A 21,304-nucleotide genomic window follows, 5' to 3' on the forward strand; every position below is an offset into this window, starting at 1 on the left:
TAAACACAGAAGGAGATGCTAAGAGCATCTCCTTCTGTTAAAATCATATTATTTTAAAGTTATTATCTATACAATGTAAAGTGACCTACATATTTGATGGCATCACTGTTGGCATTTACAACATACCAATAATCACCCGTAGGTACCTCTTTACCTTCATAGGTTCCGTCCCAGCCACTGACCTCATCCAGTACAGCTACTACCCTACCGTAACGATCGTAAATTTTAACCACTACACCATCAAATAGCTCTCTATTATTTGGAGACCAAATATCATTCAAGTTATCACCATCAGGTGTAAAGAAATTAGGAAATTCTAACATTCCGGTGAATTCAAAAGGTACGCTAAGCTCCAGTTCACAACCTCTTGCATCTCTAACACGAACATTTACAATTCCGCTTTCATTAGTCGTAAATATGGTCTCATCTCCAAAAGATTGTCCGTTGAAAAAGAATTCATACTCTCCATAACCACCAGCGGCAGAAGCTTGAACTTCATTGGGACCAGTTTTATCAACCACCAAACTTAATGGCTCATAACCATCTATACTGAACTCAACACTATTGGTACAACCATTTTCATGATAAATATATACAATGTGATTACCGGCAGGTAAATCTCCCCATACATACTCATCCGTAGCATTAGCCGTAATAGCATCTGTAGGATCTATTGGATCCAGAGCAAACATTAGTTCTGGCAAAAGATTATCATTTTCCAGTTGAATAGTGGTTGTACTGGTTGGGAATATACCTTCGCAACCATATTGCACCTGAGGTGCTGCCGTTAAATCTACTCCAATATCTATAGTAAATAATTCTGAAGCCGTACATTGGTTTACATCTTGTATATAGATAACATAAGATGCACCACCTTGTAGGTCTTCTATTATTTCACCAGTATAGGGTGCAAACGTGGCGGTACCCGATTCATCTACCGGATCGATCATTTCTATTTTATATTCAAAATATGGTGTAGCACTTACTAAAGGATCATTGAAAGGAGTACCTCCAATGACATCAAATACCACAGTACCATTATTTGCACCTATACACAACTCAGGTGTAGTATCTATATTGATCACCTCTATTTGATCAGGCTCTTCAATAGTAATAAAATCCTTTTCAAAACAGCCATTATCATCCTTGATCAAAATCTCATACGTACCTGCCGCCAACTCATCAAAAGTATATGTACCAGGGTTATCCGAATCACTAAAGAACTCATTAAAATTAGGAGCAATCGCAAACTGTATTAACCCTTCACCACCGGCGCTAACAGATACGGTTATAGTACCATCCTCTTCACCGTTACATGAAACATTTGTAGGCACGGCGTCAAAAATTATAGGATCAGGTCTAACTATTGCGAACGGACCAGCAATATCACTACAAGTAGCTCCACTAGTTACCGCTATATAGTATTCGGTTCCTTCAGCTAAACCTTCAAATGTACCGTTATCTTGGGGACCTCTTACCACTGTTGCAGTAGCTGCCGGATTAAAAGCATCAACAGGATCACCTTCGTATAAATAGAACACATCTTCACCTACACCGCCGTTCACAAAAGATTCTATTCTACCATCCAATTCAGATGCACAAGAAATATCATCTGGTAAGTTAGGCAATAACGTTATTCCCGTAGCATCGGTCATAGTAATACCGTTTGATCTAATTGCGGGGCAAGCACCTGCTGCATTTACCTTTCTCACATCAAATTGATAAGTAATACCCTGTACTCCAGATATAGTAACAGAATTCCCTGTCATTGGTTGATAGGTACCAATGGTAACACCGTTTTCTACCCTTAAATATTCATAAGTAAACAAAGGGTCAGGGTTTTCAACGGTCATTCTCATTTCGCCATCCCCTCCACAACCAGGCACTCTTGTCTGTACCAATACCGGCTGAATTGGTGGTGGTGGATCTACATAATAAGCTTCGGTAACAAAAGAACATCCAAAACTAGACGAAACTTCTATTGCGTACCAGCCAGCACTAATGTACCCTCCACTATCTCCAATAAAGGTTGGTGTATTCTGCAAACCACTTTCAGATACTACAGCCGTATTATCATCACCACTTAAATACAATAATGTATAATTGTAACCTGCACCAGGAAAACCACCACTTGCTCCTGCCGTTGCAGTAATAGCATCACCAGACGTAATATCATAAGCTTCTAAAACCGCATTATTACCATTGGGACAATCTAAACTCTGTGGTTCTCTTATACCGGCAACTATTTGCGGTACTTCTTCTAATTCTATTTCCACTGTATTTGTACACCCTTCTACATCCCTAATTTCTATCTCATAGAAACCGAATGACAAGCCGGTAAATTCATTATCATTGGAAAATGCAGCAATTTCAGTGGTATAAGTAGCACCATTATCCGTGCTCATTAACAATCTATACTCATAAGGAGTAGTGTCCCAACCACCAGTACCTGTAGCAACAATTTCACCTGTGTCATTGGTACAGCTAACATTTCCTATAGACTCTGCCGTAACTTGTAGCGGACCGTTAGGTGTTCTAATATTGGCAACATTACTGATACCTGCACAATATGGATTACCCACAGAAACCACATCTACAATTAAATTACCACCAGGTAAATTATCTATACGGGCTTCATCGCCATTAACATCAGGGAAATTATTGGTATCAAAAGTTCCTGAAGCCAAAGGAGTTGTTCTAGCATCATCAGTAGCCTCATAAACGATGTAATCATATACACCATTATAATCACCTACGGTGATGAACAATGCTCCATCGTTACCAGGCACCGCACAGCTAACCGGTTTAGCCTCACTTATTAACACTGTTGGTGCAATAGGCGTGTTAACCGTGTGCACAGGCATTGGATAGGTACAACCTACTGTATTATCAACGATTTCGAATAAATAATCACCAACATCCGGTAAAAACACGTCTACATAATTATTTCCGGCTAAATTTGTTACTGGAGCAACTGCTGTAACCGAAACCGTATTTACAGTAAAGTCAGCTGTACCCGCAACTTCTATACGTACACGTTCATCATCTCTACAATTTAAAATATCAATATCTATGATTGTAGGTACTACATCTGTTGGCGGATTGATCGTAGGCACATCAAATGTAGTTTGACAACCATTGCCATCTATAGCATAAACCGTAATATTCTGGGCAGAACCATTATCAATGATTTCAAATGTATTACCTGTTTGATAGTTCTCGAACCCGGTAATACTATATTGATAACCTGAGCCTATGGTACCGGCATCAACAACGTTCACGGTAATAATGGTAGAACTATATCTATTAGCACCTGGCTCACAGGAAAAATCCGCCGCGCTGGCAGTAATACTAAAATCATCGGGGTTATTTATGGTATGTACCGAAGACAACACCTCACAGTTACGTGCAGTAACTACTTGTACTTGGTAATCTCCCGCAGGCAAACCTGAAAAGGCTCCCGTATTATTCCTTGTAACTTCCGTTGTACCAGATGTAACATCATTTAGGATATAGGTTAACGGCGTATCTTGCGAAGTAAAAGGAACCATTGCATTTGCAGGACCAACTATTACTTCTATAAACCCATCATTCTCATCTCTACAGCTAATATCATCAGCATCTTGAGCAACAATTACTGGTTGAGCAGCCTGATTAAGAATAATGTTAGATACCGTAGTTTCACAAAAACCAGTTCCATCATTTACAACACGGTCAGTGATTACAACTTGGTAATTACCAGGTTCTAAACCAGTGAATACCGGATCATTGGTTTGTAAGACCGGTGCCACCGCATTTGAATTATAATCTATACCTGTTAATTCATAATCGAAATCTCCACTTCCGCCATTGGTAGTTATTGTAATTTCTCCATCAGCATCATTACAAGTACTATCAGTAGTAAAGTCACCTGTTGCAGATAAGAAATCATACACCGTGGCAGTACCTTGACTTGTACATCCATTGGCATCAACTACATCTACTACATAATCACCTGGACTGCTTACCGTGTAAGTGTAAGTCCAATTTGTACCATTATCCGTAGGTAATTGTTCATCACCACCCAGAGTAAATCTCGGTGTATTCAAAGAATTTGGTACGGTAACGGTAATATCAAATGCCGTTGAGGTAGGATCACATTGATTAACAACGGTAAAAGTAGGAGCCGGTAAATCTGGATCTAAAGAAATAATGGTAGCAATATCAAAAGATGTACATCCGCTAGAATCTCTAACATATACGTCATAATCACCATCAGGAGCTGTAAATGTGGTATCTGTTGTCCAATCAGTACCAGTAGGCACATCACCATTGTTCATAAAGGCGAATTCATATGGTCCGCCAGAACCACCTCTTCCTTGAACCGTAACTTGACCAAAGGCATTACAATTTGCAGGAACCTCCTGTAAAATATCAATATCCGGTAAATTCTGATCAATAGTCACGGATGCAGCATCTGTACAAGTATCAGTTAAATTTTCAACCAAAATTTGATAATCTCCAGGCAATTCCGCGTAGGTACCGTTATAAGGTAAACCTGTAGTTGTCAAAGCAGCTTCTAACTCCGTTTCCGATCCATCCTCGTTATTGATCAATACTATTCTTAACTGATCACCAATAGTATAACCAGTAATTTCATAGGCTATTTCACCATTTCTGTTGATATCACAAGCACCAGGTGTGGAAGATGCCGTAACATCCAAAGAAGACGGACCCTCAACTGGTGGAATTTCTTGCTCATAGGTACAACCAGTACCCACATCCAATACTACAACAGTATACGCTACACCATATTGAATACCGTCTGTAGCGTTGCTAAAAGTATGGTCATTGACCCCTGGTGTATTATTTAGATTATAGAATGATGGCTGATCCAACAATCTTATCTGATAAGACCCTGAACCTCCACTAACATTAACAGCATAGGTGAAAGCAGTATCATCACAATCTAGAGGTACCGGTTGCGGAATTGGTGTAATCACCACTTCATTTGATGTAATGGTAACCGTATCAATATCGGTACAACCATTGGCATCTATCGTAATAATAGTATAATCTCCAGTTACCAATGAAGGGTCTAAGATTTGGATCGGAAAAGTACTTTGATCCTCTACACGAGTAATTTCTACACCTGTATTATCCTCTATAATAAAATCAAAACTAGGCGTACCATCTGTAACTGCATCAATACTTATACCTCCACTAACTGGACCACTACCACTACAAACTGCCTGTACTTCTGAAACCGTAGTTGCAGGTGGTGGCGTGCTATCCAAAATAATATCAAAAGTATCTGCAACGGTTTCACAACCTCTAGCATCTCTAACCAAATAAGAATACGTTCCAACGGTCAAATTTGAAAATACAGTTTCTGAACCCCAACCATTTCCGTTAAAATTTACTTCATATGGTGGCACCCCACTTGTTGCATCCGGTGTTATTGTTACTGCTCCATTATTAGTTGAGCTACAGCTAACCGGTCTAGGGGTAATATGGGCTGCCGCAATATTCTGTGGTGGGTTCAACGTTATTGCAACCGATTCCGCAACGCAACCACTACTTGTAGTATTGTTATCCGTAATTCTAAAGACATAATCGCCCGGTATAGCGGTATCGTATAAAAAATTGTTGAAAGTCAATGGTATTGCCGCACCAAAAGTTACCCCGTTATCAGAACTAACTTCATATTGTTTAGCCCCAGCGCCTGCAGTATAGCCACCGTTCACCTGAACTCTAATTTGACCAGGAGCTCCTCCACAAGGTATTTCAGTTTCAATACTGGTGTTTACCCTTAATTGGGGCTCAATGGTGATAGGTAAACTATCCGAGCAATCATTACCATCTACCACCTCAATAGTATAGTTACCAGGAGATAGGCCTGAGAAAGAAGCACTCGCCTGTAAAGTACCACCATTAATTCTATATTGGTGCGTACCTACTGCTGCAGTACCAGCAGTGGAGGTTACGGCAACCGTAGCTCCTACACCGGCTACAAAACAAAAATCTGAAGACGGACCATCTAATGCAATAGTTGGCGCATCAATTGGGGTTAAGTCAAAAGTGAAGGTATCTGTACAACCTTCAGCATCTTCTACAGATAATGTGTATGTTCCCGCTGCAGAAAGATTACTAAAGGTTCTTCCAGATCTTGGACCTATTTGTGATCCTACCGGAGGAGTCAAGGTATATCTATATGTTCCCCAACCACCGGTTGCATTTGCTCTTACACTTCCTAAATTACCATTGGCACAGCTCATTGCCGTAACCGTACTCGTGGATAAATCTAAAACAGGAGCCTCTTCAATATCAAAAGAAGTAGTATCCGTACAACCGGTATCGGCATCGGTTACTGTAATGGTATAGGTACCTGCACCTGATAAAGGAAGTGCTACTTCATTATTATTTTGAGGTCCTCCAGTGAATAATCCACCATTAATGTCATAGGTATAATTGTTAGCAAAACCATCTACAACAAAGGACCCCGTACCATCGGTTGCACCGTTACATACCCTTAAGTCGCCACCAGATTTTACTCGTACCCTAATAGAACTTATTTCAACCGGTCTAAAACCTTCAGTATACGAACATCCGTTAACATCGGTTATTTGAAAGATATACGCTTGTGAGGTCATTAAACCCGTAAACGTATCATTAGTACCATTGTCAACATACGCCGGACTAATTATTTCATATCTATTTATTGCAGCATTACTAGTAGGTGTCAACTGAACATCTGTAGTACCTGCTGCACAACTTGTATTACTTTGTGCAAAATCTAAATCCGTAGGTGGATCAACATCTAAAATATCAATAGCAGTAAGTTCTAATCTACAACCGCCAGCATCACGAATGATCGGTGTATAAGTTCCTGCCGCCAAATCTGTGTACGAAGTAACAGTTGAGAAGTTTACACCATCAATACTAAACTCATAACCACTACCCGAGCCTCCTGAAAATGGACCAACAAAATCAATTTGACCACCTACCGTTCCAGCTCCAGAACAGGTTACATCTGCCACTTTAGTAGCGCTTCCGGTCAATGAGCCCACAGTATCTACGGTTACAGATGGCAAATCTAAAGTACACTCAAAACCTCCTTGTTGGTATCTTACCTCTATATCATTATAGGTACCTGCCGCAACAGAAATCTGTGGCGTACTTACCCAAGGATCAGCTGCACTTTCCCTATATGAAATATTATAACCTCTACCATTATTAATGGTGAACTCTAATTTTGCACCACCGTTGCTACATGTACCATCTATACCTGTAACTGTAACATCTGGTGGTAACAGATCTTCTACATCAGATGAGGCATTTATAATACAGCCGTTGCTATCAGTAATTACAAAATCATAAGTTCCTGCTGCAGTTACCGTATAAGTTGTAGTACCAGAATCGGTAGCAGCATTTCCAAAAGAAGGTTGTACCGGACCACCATTAACCGTAAAGGTATAGGGTGCGGAACCACCAGAAGTATTTAAGGTAATATCTACACTTGAGATATCAGAACACCCAAAACTACTGTTTACCTCCGTAGATGCATCTAAAGCAGAAGCACCCGCACCAATAGTTAATGGATTACCATTGACATCAACATTTTGCCTAGGTGGATCAATTCCATTTAACGGATCACCAGTACATTGCTGTGTTTCTACCTGTACCGTATAAGTTCCAAAACCTACAGCAGAAAAAGTGTAGGGATTTGTAGAAACAAAAGCGGTAAACTCTTGGGCAACGCCACTAGAATTAAGCAAGGTATATTTATATGGACCAGGAACGTTTGAGGCGGTTACGGTAATACTACCGGTATCACCACTACAAAGGGCATCTGTAAACGTTGCCGAAATCTCAATTTCCTTTTCTTCTATAACTATAGGCTCATATGGGTATTCACAAGTATTTGCCGTATTTCTCAATCTAGCTTTTACATTATATGTACCAGGTGCCAAGTTAGAGAAAATAGCTCCTTGCCAAGCTCCAAATCCGCTACCACTATCAATAGCAAATTCATAGGCACTAGAAAGATTTGTTATTTGAATTCTACCATCAACCCCACATATATAGTCTTGTTTTACATAAGTTTGGGTAATGGTACTTTTTTTAACCTTAAAGTAATAAGGTTGTCCGTCTACTAAAACCCTATACTCAGCTCCAGAAGTAGAGGGTACAGAACTCGCATCAAGAGTAAAGGTTTGTTGCCCAGTTACAACATTTGAATAACAAGAAGCGGTGGTATTAGGACATTCCGTATTAACATCAGGTGAACAAGAACCTCCCAATTCTTGCCATATAACACTACTATAGGGACCTCCTGATAAACTTATTATACGATCATCATAATCCCCACATAAATTAAAGCGGGCAATTGTAAATCCGTTATCATTACACGTTTCGGTAGCATCTGCACCTACAATAACCGTATTGAACATTGCAGGAGCTGCTAAGCTAGCTTTTTGTGTAAGCGCTTCTTTATTTTCTTTTATGGGTTGATTTGTGGTAGAAATCGAAACAGCCTTTTCGATTACATGGGCCACCTCTGCATACAAAGTACTTACTTTGGAGTTGGCCAGAGCCGTAGTACCAATTACTGAAATAACAATCAGAAACAGTACATACAGCGTATACCGCTGTTGTTTTGGGAGCATAGGTTAAGTTTCGTTTTTAAGAACAATTTCGATTTGGGATCTTTATAGTTCTTTGGTGTAATTTTTTACTTATATTTTGTCTTTAATTTAATCACGTGTTCTTTAATATATTTCTAACGCCTCAATATGAAAAATAGTATTATCATCCCGCTTTTATTCGTTGTAACGCTTAATTTTTCTTGCGCACAAAACCTTGAAAATAAAGTAAATACCCCAAAAGAGATGTTTTTTACCCCTGAGCTGTTCGTCGATGAGCTACAGATTCCATGGGGCTTTACATTCCTTCCCGACAATAGTTTATTAATCACTGAAAAAGAAGGGAAATTGATACATTTTAACAAGGGCAAAAAATCGATAATCGGTAATATTCCTGAAGTTTATAATAGAGGTCAGGGCGGACTTTTAGATATTGCATTGCACCCAAAGTACAAAGAAAATGGTTGGATCTATTTAACCTATGCCTCTGTAGAAGGAAAGGAAAAAGGAGGGCACACTGCCCTAATGAGAGCAAAATTAAAGAACAACTCATTGACTGAACAGCAAGTATTGTACAAAGCAACACCTAACACTACCAAAGGACAACATTTTGGATCTAGAATTGCCTTTGACAAAAACGGTTTTCTATACTTTTCTATAGGTGAACGTGGCGACAGGGATACCAACCCGCAAGACATTAAAAGAGATGGGGGCAAAATTTACCGTTTGCACGATGATGGACGTATACCTGCAGACAATCCCTTTCAGGATGTCAAAGGTGCCAAAACAGCTATTTATAGCTATGGACACCGAAATCCCCAAGGCTTGATCATGCACCCCGTAACAGGAGAAATTTGGGACCATGAACACGGACCGCGAGGTGGCGATGAAATCAATATCATTAAAAAAGGTGCAAATTATGGTTGGCCATTAGTTACTTATGGCATTAATTACGGCGGAACACCTATTACTGATAAAACCGAAATGAAAGGTATGGAACAGCCTATTCATTATTGGGTACCCTCTATTGCACCTAGCGGCATGACTTATGTTACTAGTGACATCTACAAAAACTGGAAAGGGAGTATATTGGTAGGATCTTTGGCTTTCCAATATTTAGAACGATTGATTTTGGACGGTAATAAAGTAATTGCTAGGGAAAAATTAATGGACGGTATGGGAAGAGTTCGTGCCGTACATGAAGGTCCGGACGGATTAATTTATGTAGCTGTTGAAGGAAAAGGAATCTATAAATTGATTCCGAAAAGCTAAAGCATAAAAATGCCTGAATATAAATTTAAATATTCAGGCTTTCTCTTTAGCTAGAAGTAATCATCGCCTTTATTGTTTACCTGCATCTATAGCCAGTTTAACAGACCCATGCTTTTTCAATAAGGCAGCAGCTTCGGTATAATCAATATCAAGACCTTCCATAATATAACGCGTACCACGATCAACAAGCTTATCATTGCTCAATTGCATGTTTACCATCTTGTTCCCCTTCACCCTACCTATTTTAATCATTAAGGCAGTAGATATCATATTCAATACTAGTTTTTGAGATGTACCGCTTTTCATTCTAGTGCTCCCGGTCAGAAATTCAGGTCCCACATTAATTTCAATGGGAATATTCGCAATTTTTGCAATAGGAGCGCCAGGATTGTTGGTAATTGCAGCCGTTAAAATTCCATTTTTCTTTGCATCTTCCAGTCCCCCAATTACATAAGGAGTACTACCAGATGCCGCAATACCGACTACAACATCGGTATCATTGATATCATGCATCATTAAATCTACCCATGCCTGCTGTGTGGCGTCTTCAGCATTTTCTACAGCTTTTCTTATAGCCGTATCTCCGCCTGCAATCAAACCAACTACGCGTTCATGTGGCATACCAAAAGTTGGGGGTATTTCAGAAGCGTCAAGAATACCTAAACGCCCACTGGTTCCGGCCCCAATATAAAATAGCCTACCTCCTTTTGCAAAACGTTCTGCCAAAGCATCTACAAGCTTAGTAACCTGTGGAATAGTTTTCTCTACCGCCAATGCCACTTTCTTATCCTCTTCGTTCATTTTGTGAAGAATGGTCTGGGTATCCATTAACTCCAAATTATTATGATTAGAAGGAGTTTCGGTGATTTTTTTATAATCCATTTACTTATATAATTTTTATATCGTGATTTTTAAAGGCTTTCAATAACAGATCACTGGGGTTCAATTCAGTAATCATAGTATTAATAGAACTAATATCACATGTTTTATATCGATGTTGAGAATTTAATTTTTCTGAAATAGACAATAATACAGTTTTTTTAGAGGCTTTTATAATCGCTTTTTTTATTTGAACGATATCCCAATCAAACTCTGTTAAGCCAAAGGTAGCATCTACATATCCCGTTCCTATAAAACTATAATCGAACCTAATTTCAGAAATATGGTGAATGGCATTTGCACCAATAGCGATCTGTGCTTCTTTTGAAATTTGACCACCAATAGAAATCACATTAATATTGGCTTTATGAGAAAGCTCCATGGCAACGGGCAGACTTATGGTAAAACAGGTAAGATTTAAGTTTTCAGGTATTATTCGCGCCAATTCCATACACGTGGTTCCTCCGTCCAAAAAAATAACCGCACCATCTCGCAACATGGCAACTGCCTTCGTTGCAATAGTAACCTTATCCTCTAATTTATAAATATTAGTATTTCTGGCACTATTGGTCATATACCCCATAGAAATGGCGCCACCATGTACTTTTCTGAGCTTATTTTCCGCATCAAGCTCTTTTACATCTCGCCTAATGGTATCAATAGATACATCTAACGCCTCGGCAATATCTGTAATAAGAATTCTGTTGTGCAGATCCACCTCATTTAAAATGGTTTGTTGGCGTTCCTCTTTTAACATATTAACGGCAATTTTCTAATAAACATGGCAAATATAGCGAATTTTATGAGATGCCGTTTTATGACGTTAATATATTGTAAAGTATAGTTAAGGATAAATTAACAGCAAAAAGTCGCAAAATTTATTGCAAAAAACTGCAGTTAATAAAAATAACGCATATATTTGCATGATTTAAAAATCCAAAAACCTTTCAATATCAAATGAAAAACGCCGTAATAGATTCCAAAATTGACATCAGTCATAAACCCATTGGTCAATTCGAAGAAACCAGGTTTGAAAAAATTCATAATGTAATCTTTCAAGATTCAAACGAAGCTTCTATTCAAGTTGCTCATGAAATTGCAGCTTTAATAAAAAAGAGACAAGGGCAAAAAAGAAATTGCGTTTTGGGTTTAGCCACAGGATCGTCACCGATCAGGGTCTATGAAGAGTTGGTTCGCATGCATAAGGAAGAAGGTCTAAGTTTTAAAAATGTAATCACTTTTAACTTAGATGAATATTTACCCATGGAGCCAAATAATATTCAAAGTTATTTCTACTTCATGCACGAACATCTATTTAACCATGTAGATATACCTGAAAAGAATATTCACATTCCAGATGGCACGGTAAGCAATGAAGAAACTACGGCTTACTGCTTAAGCTATGAGCGTAAAATTAAAGAACATGGAGGGCTGGATTTTCAACTTTTAGGTATTGGTAGAACAGGGCATATTGGTTTTAACGAACCTGGATCTCACTTTAATTCCGGCACACGGGTAATTACATTAGATCATATTACACGTGTAGATGCCGCACCTTCTTTTTTAGGCATAGACAATGTACCTAGAAAAGCCATTACCATGGGTATTTCAACGGTAAGAAAAGCGAAACGTATTGTCTTATTAGGTTGGGGGCAAAACAAGGCGAACATTATTAAGAAAACAATTGAAGGGGATATATCTTCACACGTACCGGCCACATATTTGCAAGAGCATGACAATTGCACCTTTGTTCTTGATACGGGTGCCGGAAGCGAGTTGACAAAAAACAAAACTCCTTGGCTGGTAGATGCCTGTGAGTGGACAGAAGAATTGAAAGCTAAAGCTATCGTTTGGCTTTGTGAGACTACTGGAAAAACGATTTTAAGTTTAACCGATAAAGATTACAACGATAACGGTATGGCAGACTTACTGGCTCTAAATGATGCCTATAACTTGAACATTGAAATGTTCAACAAACTGCAACATACCATAACAGGTTGGCCTGGCGGAAAGCCTAACGCAGATGACACTCACCGCCCAGAACGTGCCACTCCTGCAAAAAAGAGAGTGATAATATTTAGTCCGCACCCAGATGATGATGTCATATCTATGGGCGGTACTTTTGACAGGCTTGTAGAGCAAGGTCATGAGGTGCATATTGTATATCAAACCTCTGGTAACATAGCGGTTTCTGATACAGACGCCAGGAAATATGCAGAAATAGCTTTACATATCAGTCCGTCAGACGAAGCTAATAAAATCATCAAATCTCTTTCGGAAAAGAATGAAACCCGTATAGACTCGCCAGAAGTTCGAAATTTAAAGGGCAAGATAAGAAGAGGAGAATCTTATGCAGCAACAAGATACATGGGGTTACAAGATGAAAATGTGCATTTTTTAGATCTGCCATTCTATGAAACGGGCACCATAAAAAAGAAAAATCTCTCTGATGAAGACATTACCATTGTCGCCAATATTATAAGCGATATAAAACCCCATCAAATATATGCAGCTGGTGATCTTGCCGATCCACACGGCACGCACAAAGTTTGTTTAGATGCAGTGTTTGCAGCCTGCGAAAAACTAAAGACCGAAGACTTTATGAAAGATTGTTGGTTATGGCTTTATAGAGGTGCTTGGCATGAGTGGGACATCAATGAAATTGAAATGGCAGTACCAATGAGTCCGGGTCAGGTTTTGAAAAAGCGTAATGCTATTTTCTGTCACCAATCCCAAAAAGATGGTGTAATGTTTCAAGGAGATGATTCAAGAGAATTCTGGATGCGCGCCGAAGAAAGAAATCGGGATACCGCTAATAAATACAAAGCAATGGGCTTATCATCATATGCAGCAATGGAAGCCTTTGTAAGACATAAATTCAACTAACAACTGAATTGAATTAAAAGGCCTATTTTTAAAATTAAAATGGGCCTTTTTTGTTAAAAGTCATTTAATCGGCTTCAACTTTATGATAAAACAGCTAACACTATTTGCTTTACTACTTATTCTTAATTCATGTGGCATTTTTAAGTCATATGAAAAATACCCTAAAAGAGAATTTAGAGGGGTTTGGGTAGCTACTGTGGTCAATATAGATTGGCCAAAGAATGGCAATGATTCAGCAGAAAAACAAAAAACCGATTTTTTAAAGATTTTAGATTTTTATGAAAGAGAGAATTATAACGCCGTTATAGTTCAAGTACGTGCAGCCGGCGATGCCTTTTACCAATCTGATTATGCGCCATATTCACGATTTTTAACAGGAGAAGAAGGTACAGCCCCTAAATGGAATACAGACGTCCTAGAATGGATGATCAACGAAACCCATGAAAGAGGCATGGAGTTCCATGCGTGGTTAAATCCGTACAGGGCAACTTTCGATGAAAATTTCGAAGTATTATCAGAAATCCATGACTACTGTACCCACCCAGAGTGGATAGTACATTATGGTAAGAAAAATTATTACAACCCAGGTTTGCCAGAAGTTCGTAACCACTTTTCAAATATTATAGCGGAGTTGGTGACTAATTATGATGTAGATGCCATCCATTTTGATGATTATTTTTATCCTTACAAGGTTTTAAATGAAGTTTTTGATGACTCGGTCGCTTTTAAAAAATACGCACAAGAGCATCAAAAATTAGATGATTGGAGACGTAGTAATATTGACTCTTTAGTAAGACAGTCTCACGAAACCATAAAATCAATTAAACCTTGGGTTCAGTTTGGTATAAGTCCGTTTGGGGTTTGGAAAAATAATAGTACAGATCCAAAAGGTTCTGACACCAAAGCAGGACAAACTACTTATGAAGATTTGTATGCCGACCCATTACTTTGGATGGAAAAAGGTTGGATAGATTATTTAGCACCCCAAGTATACTGGAGTATGGATCTACCTGTAGCATCGCACAGAAAAATTGTTGATTGGTGGGCAAAGAACAACTATAACACTAATCTATATGTTGGTAACGGACCTTATAAAATTAGAAATAACAGCGATAAAGCTTGGGAAGAAAAAAAGGAATTGCCCATGCAATTAGAGTTGGCGCGTAACACACCACAAATACAAGGCAATATCATGTTCAGTGCCAAATCATTAATGACTGACAAAGATGATGTGGTAGAATATATTCACAAAAAATACTACAAGAGACCAGCATTGAATCCTATTTCTGGCTTAGCCAAAAACCATAAGGCGAAAGCACCAAAATTAGTAAGTTCAAGTAAAAACGATACTGAATTAACACTAGAGTTCAATGACTTGAACAATATAAGATTTGCTTTAGTCTACTCATCTGGCATAAGGGTTAAAGACACCTATGACATAAAGAAATTAAGATCGAAAATTTATGTTGAGAACAATAACACAAGCCTAAACATACCACTTGACCAGTTGAAGAAAAAGTACAACGCCATTAGTTTCATAGATGTTTACGGTAAAGAGACCACTCCAATAATTATTAATTTAAAACAAGTGAATAAGTAGTATGGTACAAAAAGACAAAGGAGCTTGGGCATGGGTACCTGTGCTTTATTTCACACAAGGTTTGCCCTATGTATTGGTAGTTACGGTTTCCGTAATCATGTACAAAAAATTAGGGGTCAGCAATGAAGACATAGGCCTATACACCAGTATTCTCTATTTACCATGGGTACTTAAACCATTATGGAGTCCGTTCGTTGATTTAAAAAGCACCAAAAGAAAGTGGTTTTTAAGCATGCAACTACTAATAGCTATTGCATTGTTAGGTGTGGGCTTAACATTGCCCACTAATATGTTCTTTGTTTCATCTTTAGCCTGTTTCTGGATGGCTGCATTTGCCTCTGCCACCAATGACATTGCTTCAGATGGATATTACATGCTTGGCTTAACAGAAAAAAAACAATCGTTCTTTGTTGGCATGAGAAGTACTTTCTACAGACTTGCCATGGTAACGGGCGAAGGTTTAATAGTTGTACTTGCCGGTTTCTTAGAAAACAAATATGGCGACAACACCAAAGCTTGGAGCATAACCATGTCAGCTGCCGCTTTTTTAATGTTGATCATGACTGTTGCCAACTTTTTTGTTACACCAAAATATGAATCTGAAAATAAAGAGGATAAAGAAAAACCAGCAGGCTTTTTAGAGGTATTCGCATCATTTTTTAAAAAACCGGGCATAGGTATTGCGTTAGCTTTTATTCTTACGTATCGTTTAGGTGAATCACAATTGGTAAAAATGGCGTCCCCTTTTTTATTGGACTCACCTGATAAAGGCGGATTAGGATATTCTACTGAACAATTAGGAACTATTTTCGGTACCGTAGGAGTTATTTTTCTTTCCGTTGGCGGTATATTGGGTGGTATCTTAATTTCACGCGATGGTTTAAAAAAATGGATGTTACCCATGGTACTTTCATTGAACCTGCCTAATATTCTTTATGCCGTTTTGGCCATGACCAATACTACAAGTATCTATGCCGTTACGGCAACAGTGGTTTTTGAAAAATTTGGATATGGTTTCGGTTTTGCTGCCTTTTTAATGTACCTAATTTACATTGCCGAGGGCAAATCTAAAACATCTCACTACGCCATTGCCACCGGTTTTATGGCCTTAGGGATGATGCTACCCGGTATGATCAGCGGTTACATGCAGCAATGGCTGGGGTATGACGGCTTTTTTGTATGGGTAGTCATTGCGGCCCTACCAGCACTCTTACTTTTAAAATTTATTACCTACCCAGCAGATTTCGGCAAAAAAACAACGGTTACCAATGAATAGATTACTACCTACAAATAAAGCTTTAAAGCAACTTTCACTTTCAGAAAAAGTTGGTCAATTATTTATGCCCGCAGCTTTTATAAATGATACCGAAGAAGAAATACAGCAGCTAGAAAAATTAATTTCTGAACACCATGTTGGCGGGCTTTGCTTTTTTCATTCTCGGGCAAGTGCGGCAACTAACTTTGAAGGCAAAAAGAAAATTGTTGTCAATGAAAATAGTTTTGAAACTTTAAAAAACCTCATCAAAAGATATCAAAAAGCGGCTACTTACCCCCTATTGATTTCCATTGATGCGGAATGGGGTTTGGCCATGCGCATAGAAAACACCCCCCAATATCCGTACGCCATTACCTTAGGAGCCAATAAGGACAATAAAGACTTAGTATTTAAAGTAGGCCAGAACATTGCCAAAGATTGTAAAGCCGCAGGAATACATTGGAATCTTTCTCCTGTAGTAGATGTCAACGTAAACCCTAACAACCCCGTAATTGGGTATAGATCCTTTGGTGATGACAAAGAACAAGTAATCACATTGGCAAAAGCATTTGTAAAAGGAACTGAATCAGAAGGTGTACTTACAAGCATTAAGCATTTTCCCGGACATGGAGACACGGCTACAGATTCACATTTGGGGCTTCCTGTTATAGAGAAAACAAAAGCCGAGTTATTGGAGACTGAGCTGTACCCTTTTCAAAAATTAATTGATGAAGGTGTAGATTCCGTGATGGTAGGTCATTTATCTGTGCCTGCACTGACCACTAGCCCAGAATTACCATCTAGCATTAATAAAGATATAATAACCGGTGTATTAAGGCATGAAATGGGCTTTGACGGAGTAGTCATTTCAGATGCCTTGAACATGCATGCAGTATCTAAAAACTACCCGACCAAAGGAGAATTGGAATGGTTGGCCTTTAATGCAGGTAATGACGTTTTATGTTTTGCCGAGCATATAGAAGAAGGCATTCAATGTATTTTAAAAAATGCATCGGAAGCACAAATTAACAAGAGTATAGAACGTATTTGGAAACTGAAAGCAAAGGCAATATCAGAAGTTGATTCCACTCTAGAATTAACAGACCCAAGTGCTCTGAACAAACAAATAGCGGAGCGATCAATCACCTTACATAATGGCACTGCGCAAGGTATTGAACATTTTAGAACAACCAATTTCTGCACATTGACACTTAAAAGGTTTACCACAGATCAAACGAAACAAGATATTGTTAAAAATGTTATGGCAATGCGAAAAGAAGTTGAAAATGAAACCGAGATTCTTTTGCTGCTAACTCCTCCTCAAATAAAACCAACCAATAATTTTGGTTTTCTTCAAGAGGAAATAGATTTTTTAAATGATTTAATCACTACCAAAAAAGTGGTTCTGTATCATTTTGGAAACCCATATGCTCTACAATCTTTTAAAACGGATAAAACAACGGCTACCGTAATTGCATATCAGAATTTCAAAGAGTTTCAAGACGTTGCCACAGCACATTTTATGGGTACATTAGAGGCAAAAGGAAAATTACCTGTAAAACTAAATTAGCTTAAATGCACTTACATGAAAACATATAAAATTATCGGTCTCATGTCGGGCACATCATTAGATGGCCTTGATTTAGCCTACTGTCACATTTGGGAGAAAAAAGGAACTTGGCAATTTGAAATCAAAGAAACCAAGAGCATTAAGTATTCAACTGAAATGTTGAACACCTTAAAAAATGCCATTGATTTATCTGCAGAAAAACTTATAGAATTGCATAACACCTATGGTACTTGGCTAGGAGAACAGGTTTTGACCTTTGTTAACGACTATTCGTTGACAGTAGATTATATTGCCAGTCATGGCCATACCACTCACCATAGACCAGAGATGGGGCTTACATTTCAAGTTGGCTCAGGACAGCATCTGGCAAATGCTTGCGGTATAAAAGTCATCTGTGATTTTAGAACAAATGATTTGGCATTGGGTGGTCAAGGAGCTCCTTTAGTACCTATTGGAGATAGTATTTTCTTTAACCAATATGATTTCTGTTTAAATTTAGGTGGCATCAGTAATATATCTTTTGATGTAAAAGGAAAGCGAATAGCTTATGATATTGGTTTAGCAAATATGATTCTCAACTATATTACCAGAAAGGTAAATCTAGAATACGACGAGGACGGTAGACTAGCCCGCAAGGGTAAAATAAACAAAACCATGTTAGAAAGGTTAAATGGTCTAGAGTACTATTTATTACCACACCCAAAATCTATTGGGTATGAGTGGTTTTTAGCCGAGGTAGTGCCCATTGTAGAAGATACCAAAGATACCTTAGAGAACTTGTTACACACCAGTGTTCATCATATCTGCGATAAAGTGGCACAACAGATTCAATTGAATTTTAAACACAACAACCAAGAATTATTGGTAACCGGTGGCGGAGCTTTAAATTCCTTTCTAACCGAAACATTACAAGCTAAATTGGGCGAAGCCACAAATGTAGTGGTGCCCGAAAAAATAATTATAGAGTTTAAAGAAGCTTTGGTATTTGCTTTAATGGGCGTTTTAAGAGTTGAGCAACTTACAAATGTACTTTCATCTGTAACTGGAGCGAAAAAAGATTCATCAAGTGGAGTATTGTTCATACCTAATTAAACTTTTATGCCTAATTTACTTGATAATCGTGATTTAAAATAATAGAGCCTTTGCCCTGTCATGGTACAAGTTTTAAACGAATACGGCTTTAGTACACTCTAAGCGTATTCACTCATTAAAATAGCATATAAAATGTCTGAAAAACAAAAGAAAGCTACCGCTTATTGGAAAGAAAATGTACGTTATTTATTCATCTTGCTGGTCATTTGGTTTGCTGTATCATTTGGAGCTGGCATTTTATTTAAGGAAGCATTGGACACTATTAAGATCGGCGGATTCAAATTAGGTTTCTGGTTTGCGCAACAAGGGTCTATTTACATCTTTGTCATCCTAATTTTTGTTTATGTAAGACTCATGAACAAATTGGATAAAAAATACGGATACAACGATTAATCATACCAACTAAAACTAACAAAATGAGTGTACAGACCTGGACATATATTTTAGTAGGACTCACCTTTGCACTATACATAGGTATAGCTATATGGTCTCGCGCAGGTTCTACAAAAGATTTTTATGTTGCGGGTGGCGGTGTTTCTCCATTAGCCAATGGTATGGCCACCGCAGCAGATTGGATGTCGGCAGCTTCATTTATCTCTATGGCAGGCATCATCTCTTTTGCTGGCTATGATGGTTCTGTATATTTAATGGGATGGACAGGCGGATATGTGCTTTTGGCCCTATTACTTGCTCCCTATCTTAGAAAGTTCGGGAAATTCACCGTTCCGGATTTTATTGGTGACCGCTACTACTCAAAAACGGCTAGAATTGTAGCTGTAATCTGTGCACTGATCGTATCGTTTACTTATGTGGCAGGACAAATGCGCGGTGTAGGTGTAGTATTCTCAAGATTTCTTCAAGTAGATATCAATACGGGGGTGATTATAGGAATGATCATCGTATTATTCTATGCCGTGTTAGGTGGAATGAAAGGCATTACCTATACCCAAGTAGCACAATACTGTGTGCTGATTTTCGCCTTTATGGTTCCTGCAATTTTCATATCCATACAAATGACAGGAAATCCTATACCTCAATTAGGAATGGGCTCCACCTTAAATGATGGGTCTGGAACTTTTTTATTGGATAAACTAGACGGATTATCTACAGAACTAGGTTTCAACGAATATACCGATGGATCTAAATCTGTCACCGATATTTTTGCCATAACCTTGGCTCTAATGGTAGGCACAGCAGGCTTACCCCATGTCATTGTTCGCTTCTTTACGGTGAAAAAAGTAAAAGATGCTCGTAAATCTGCTGGACTCGCCTTATTACTAATCGCTATTTTATACACCACGGCCCCAGCTGTTTCCGTATTTGCAAAAACCAATCTCATCAACACGGTCAGTAATGAAGAATATTCAAACATGCCTGTTTGGTTTAAAAATTGGGAAGAAACCGGACTATTATCTTTTGATGATAAAAATGAAGATGGCAAAATTCAATATGTAGCTGATATGTCAAAGAATGAATTGACTATTGACAATGATATTATGGTATTGGCAAACCCCGAAATTGCGGATCTACCGGCTTGGGTAATTGCTTTGGTTGCCGCTGGCGGTCTGGCGGCTGCCCTATCAACAGCCGCAGGGCTATTGCTTGTTATATCTGCCTCGGTATCGCATGATTTGGTCAAAAAAGTCTTTAAACCTAACATCTCGGATGAGGCAGAATTATGGGTCGCAAGGGGATCGGCCACCATTGCCGTAATAATTGCAGGGTACTTTGGTATAAATCCACCAGGTTTTGTAGCTGCAGTTGTCGCCCTGGCATTTGGTCTTGCTGCCGCATCTTTTTTTCCGGCAATCGTACTTGGTATATTTTACAAAAAAATGAATAAAGAAGGTGCCATTGGCGGTATGGTCGTCGGCATCTTACTTATGCTCTTCTATATGACCAAATTTAAATTCGGTTGGTTTGGGGGCGGAACATCAAACGATTGGTGGTTTGGAATTTCACCAGAAGGTTTTGGTAGCATTGCAATGATCGCTAATTTTATAGTAGCCATTATTATACTGCAATTTACTCCTGAACCTCCAGAAGATGTTCAAGAAATTGTAGAAAATATTAGAATACCCAGTGGTGCAGGTGAAGCTACGGGACATTAAACAACATAAATCAAT

The 21,304-nt window shown here is 38.5% G+C and carries 11 protein-coding genes; 8 read left to right on the forward strand and 3 right to left on the reverse strand.

Annotation, left to right across the window (positions count from 1 at the left end; translation table 11 throughout):
• Positions 1–62: 62 nt before the first annotated feature.
• Positions 63–8,648, reverse strand: coding sequence for a T9SS type B sorting domain-containing protein (locus I600_RS04545; RefSeq protein ID WP_058103303.1), 8,586 nt, complete (start codon positions 8,646–8,648; stop codon positions 63–65).
• Positions 8,649–8,774: 126 nt separating this feature from the next.
• Between I600_RS04545 and I600_RS04550 the strand changes: the two genes are divergently transcribed.
• Entirely contained in the window at positions 8,775–9,896 is a 1,122-nt protein-coding gene (locus I600_RS04550; RefSeq protein WP_058103304.1) for a PQQ-dependent sugar dehydrogenase, read from the forward strand.
• A gap of 69 nt (positions 9,897–9,965) precedes the next feature.
• On the opposite strand, the gene murQ is transcribed toward I600_RS04550, so the two are convergent.
• The gene (gene murQ, locus I600_RS04555) at positions 9,966–10,778 is read right to left on the reverse strand and encodes an N-acetylmuramic acid 6-phosphate etherase (protein WP_058103305.1); all 813 of its coding nucleotides are present in this window, start codon (positions 10,776–10,778) and stop codon (positions 9,966–9,968) included.
• Between the two features lie 4 nt (positions 10,779–10,782).
• The gene (locus tag I600_RS04560; RefSeq protein ID WP_058103306.1) at positions 10,783–11,532 is read right to left on the reverse strand and encodes a DeoR/GlpR family DNA-binding transcription regulator; all 750 of its coding nucleotides are present in this window, start codon (positions 11,530–11,532) and stop codon (positions 10,783–10,785) included.
• Between the two features lie 200 nt (positions 11,533–11,732).
• On the opposite strand from I600_RS04560, the gene nagB reads away from it, so the two are divergent.
• The 7 genes from nagB (at position 11,733) to I600_RS04595 (ending at position 21,289) form a co-directional block, all read left to right on the forward strand.
• Positions 11,733–13,661: a glucosamine-6-phosphate deaminase gene (nagB, locus tag I600_RS04565; protein ID WP_058103307.1), complete on the forward strand. Its 1,929-nt coding sequence runs from the start codon at positions 11,733–11,735 to the stop codon at positions 13,659–13,661.
• An 82-nt stretch (positions 13,662–13,743) separates the two neighbouring features.
• Positions 13,744–15,261: a glycoside hydrolase family 10 protein gene (locus I600_RS04570; RefSeq protein ID WP_058103308.1), complete on the forward strand. Its 1,518-nt coding sequence runs from the start codon at positions 13,744–13,746 to the stop codon at positions 15,259–15,261.
• 1 nt (position 15,262) lies between these two features.
• Positions 15,263–16,537, forward strand: a complete 1,275-nt coding sequence (locus I600_RS04575) for an MFS transporter (protein WP_139254400.1) — start codon at positions 15,263–15,265, stop codon at positions 16,535–16,537.
• Complete coding sequence (locus I600_RS04580) at positions 16,530–18,086, forward strand: glycoside hydrolase family 3 protein (RefSeq protein ID WP_058103310.1); 1,557 nt, start codon at positions 16,530–16,532, stop codon at positions 18,084–18,086. The genes I600_RS04575 and I600_RS04580 overlap by 8 nt, the downstream gene beginning before the upstream one ends.
• Before the next feature lie 15 nt (positions 18,087–18,101).
• Positions 18,102–19,178: an anhydro-N-acetylmuramic acid kinase gene (locus I600_RS04585; RefSeq protein WP_058103311.1), complete on the forward strand. Its 1,077-nt coding sequence runs from the start codon at positions 18,102–18,104 to the stop codon at positions 19,176–19,178.
• A gap of 132 nt (positions 19,179–19,310) precedes the next feature.
• Positions 19,311–19,571 (forward strand): DUF4212 domain-containing protein, encoded by a 261-nt coding sequence (locus I600_RS04590; protein WP_058103312.1) that lies wholly within the window; start codon positions 19,311–19,313, stop codon positions 19,569–19,571.
• A 23-nt stretch (positions 19,572–19,594) separates the two neighbouring features.
• Positions 19,595–21,289, forward strand: coding sequence for a sodium:solute symporter family protein (locus tag I600_RS04595; protein ID WP_058103313.1), 1,695 nt, complete (start codon positions 19,595–19,597; stop codon positions 21,287–21,289).
• Positions 21,290–21,304 lie beyond the last annotated feature (15 nt).

The sequence above is a fragment of the Maribacter dokdonensis DSW-8 genome (assembly GCF_001447995.1).
GTDB lineage: Bacteria > Bacteroidota > Bacteroidia > Flavobacteriales > Flavobacteriaceae > Maribacter > Maribacter dokdonensis.

Coding starts and splice junctions, on each gene's coding strand:
- I600_RS04570 (WP_058103308.1), top strand. CDS start 13,744: ATGATAAAACAGCTAACACTATTTGCTTTACTACTTATTCTTAATTCA.
- I600_RS04595 (WP_058103313.1), top strand. CDS start 19,595: ATGAGTGTACAGACCTGGACATATATTTTAGTAGGACTCACCTTTGCA.
- nagB (WP_058103307.1), top strand. CDS start 11,733: ATGAAAAACGCCGTAATAGATTCCAAAATTGACATCAGTCATAAACCC.
- I600_RS04575 (WP_139254400.1), top strand. CDS start 15,263: ATGGTACAAAAAGACAAAGGAGCTTGGGCATGGGTACCTGTGCTTTAT.
- I600_RS04550 (WP_058103304.1), top strand. CDS start 8,775: ATGAAAAATAGTATTATCATCCCGCTTTTATTCGTTGTAACGCTTAAT.
- I600_RS04545 (WP_058103303.1), bottom strand. CDS start 8,648: ATGCTCCCAAAACAACAGCGGTATACGCTGTATGTACTGTTTCTGATT.
- murQ (WP_058103305.1), bottom strand. CDS start 10,778: ATGGATTATAAAAAAATCACCGAAACTCCTTCTAATCATAATAATTTG.
- I600_RS04560 (WP_058103306.1), bottom strand. CDS start 11,532: ATGTTAAAAGAGGAACGCCAACAAACCATTTTAAATGAGGTGGATCTG.
- I600_RS04590 (WP_058103312.1), top strand. CDS start 19,311: ATGTCTGAAAAACAAAAGAAAGCTACCGCTTATTGGAAAGAAAATGTA.
- I600_RS04580 (WP_058103310.1), top strand. CDS start 16,530: ATGAATAGATTACTACCTACAAATAAAGCTTTAAAGCAACTTTCACTT.
- I600_RS04585 (WP_058103311.1), top strand. CDS start 18,102: ATGAAAACATATAAAATTATCGGTCTCATGTCGGGCACATCATTAGAT.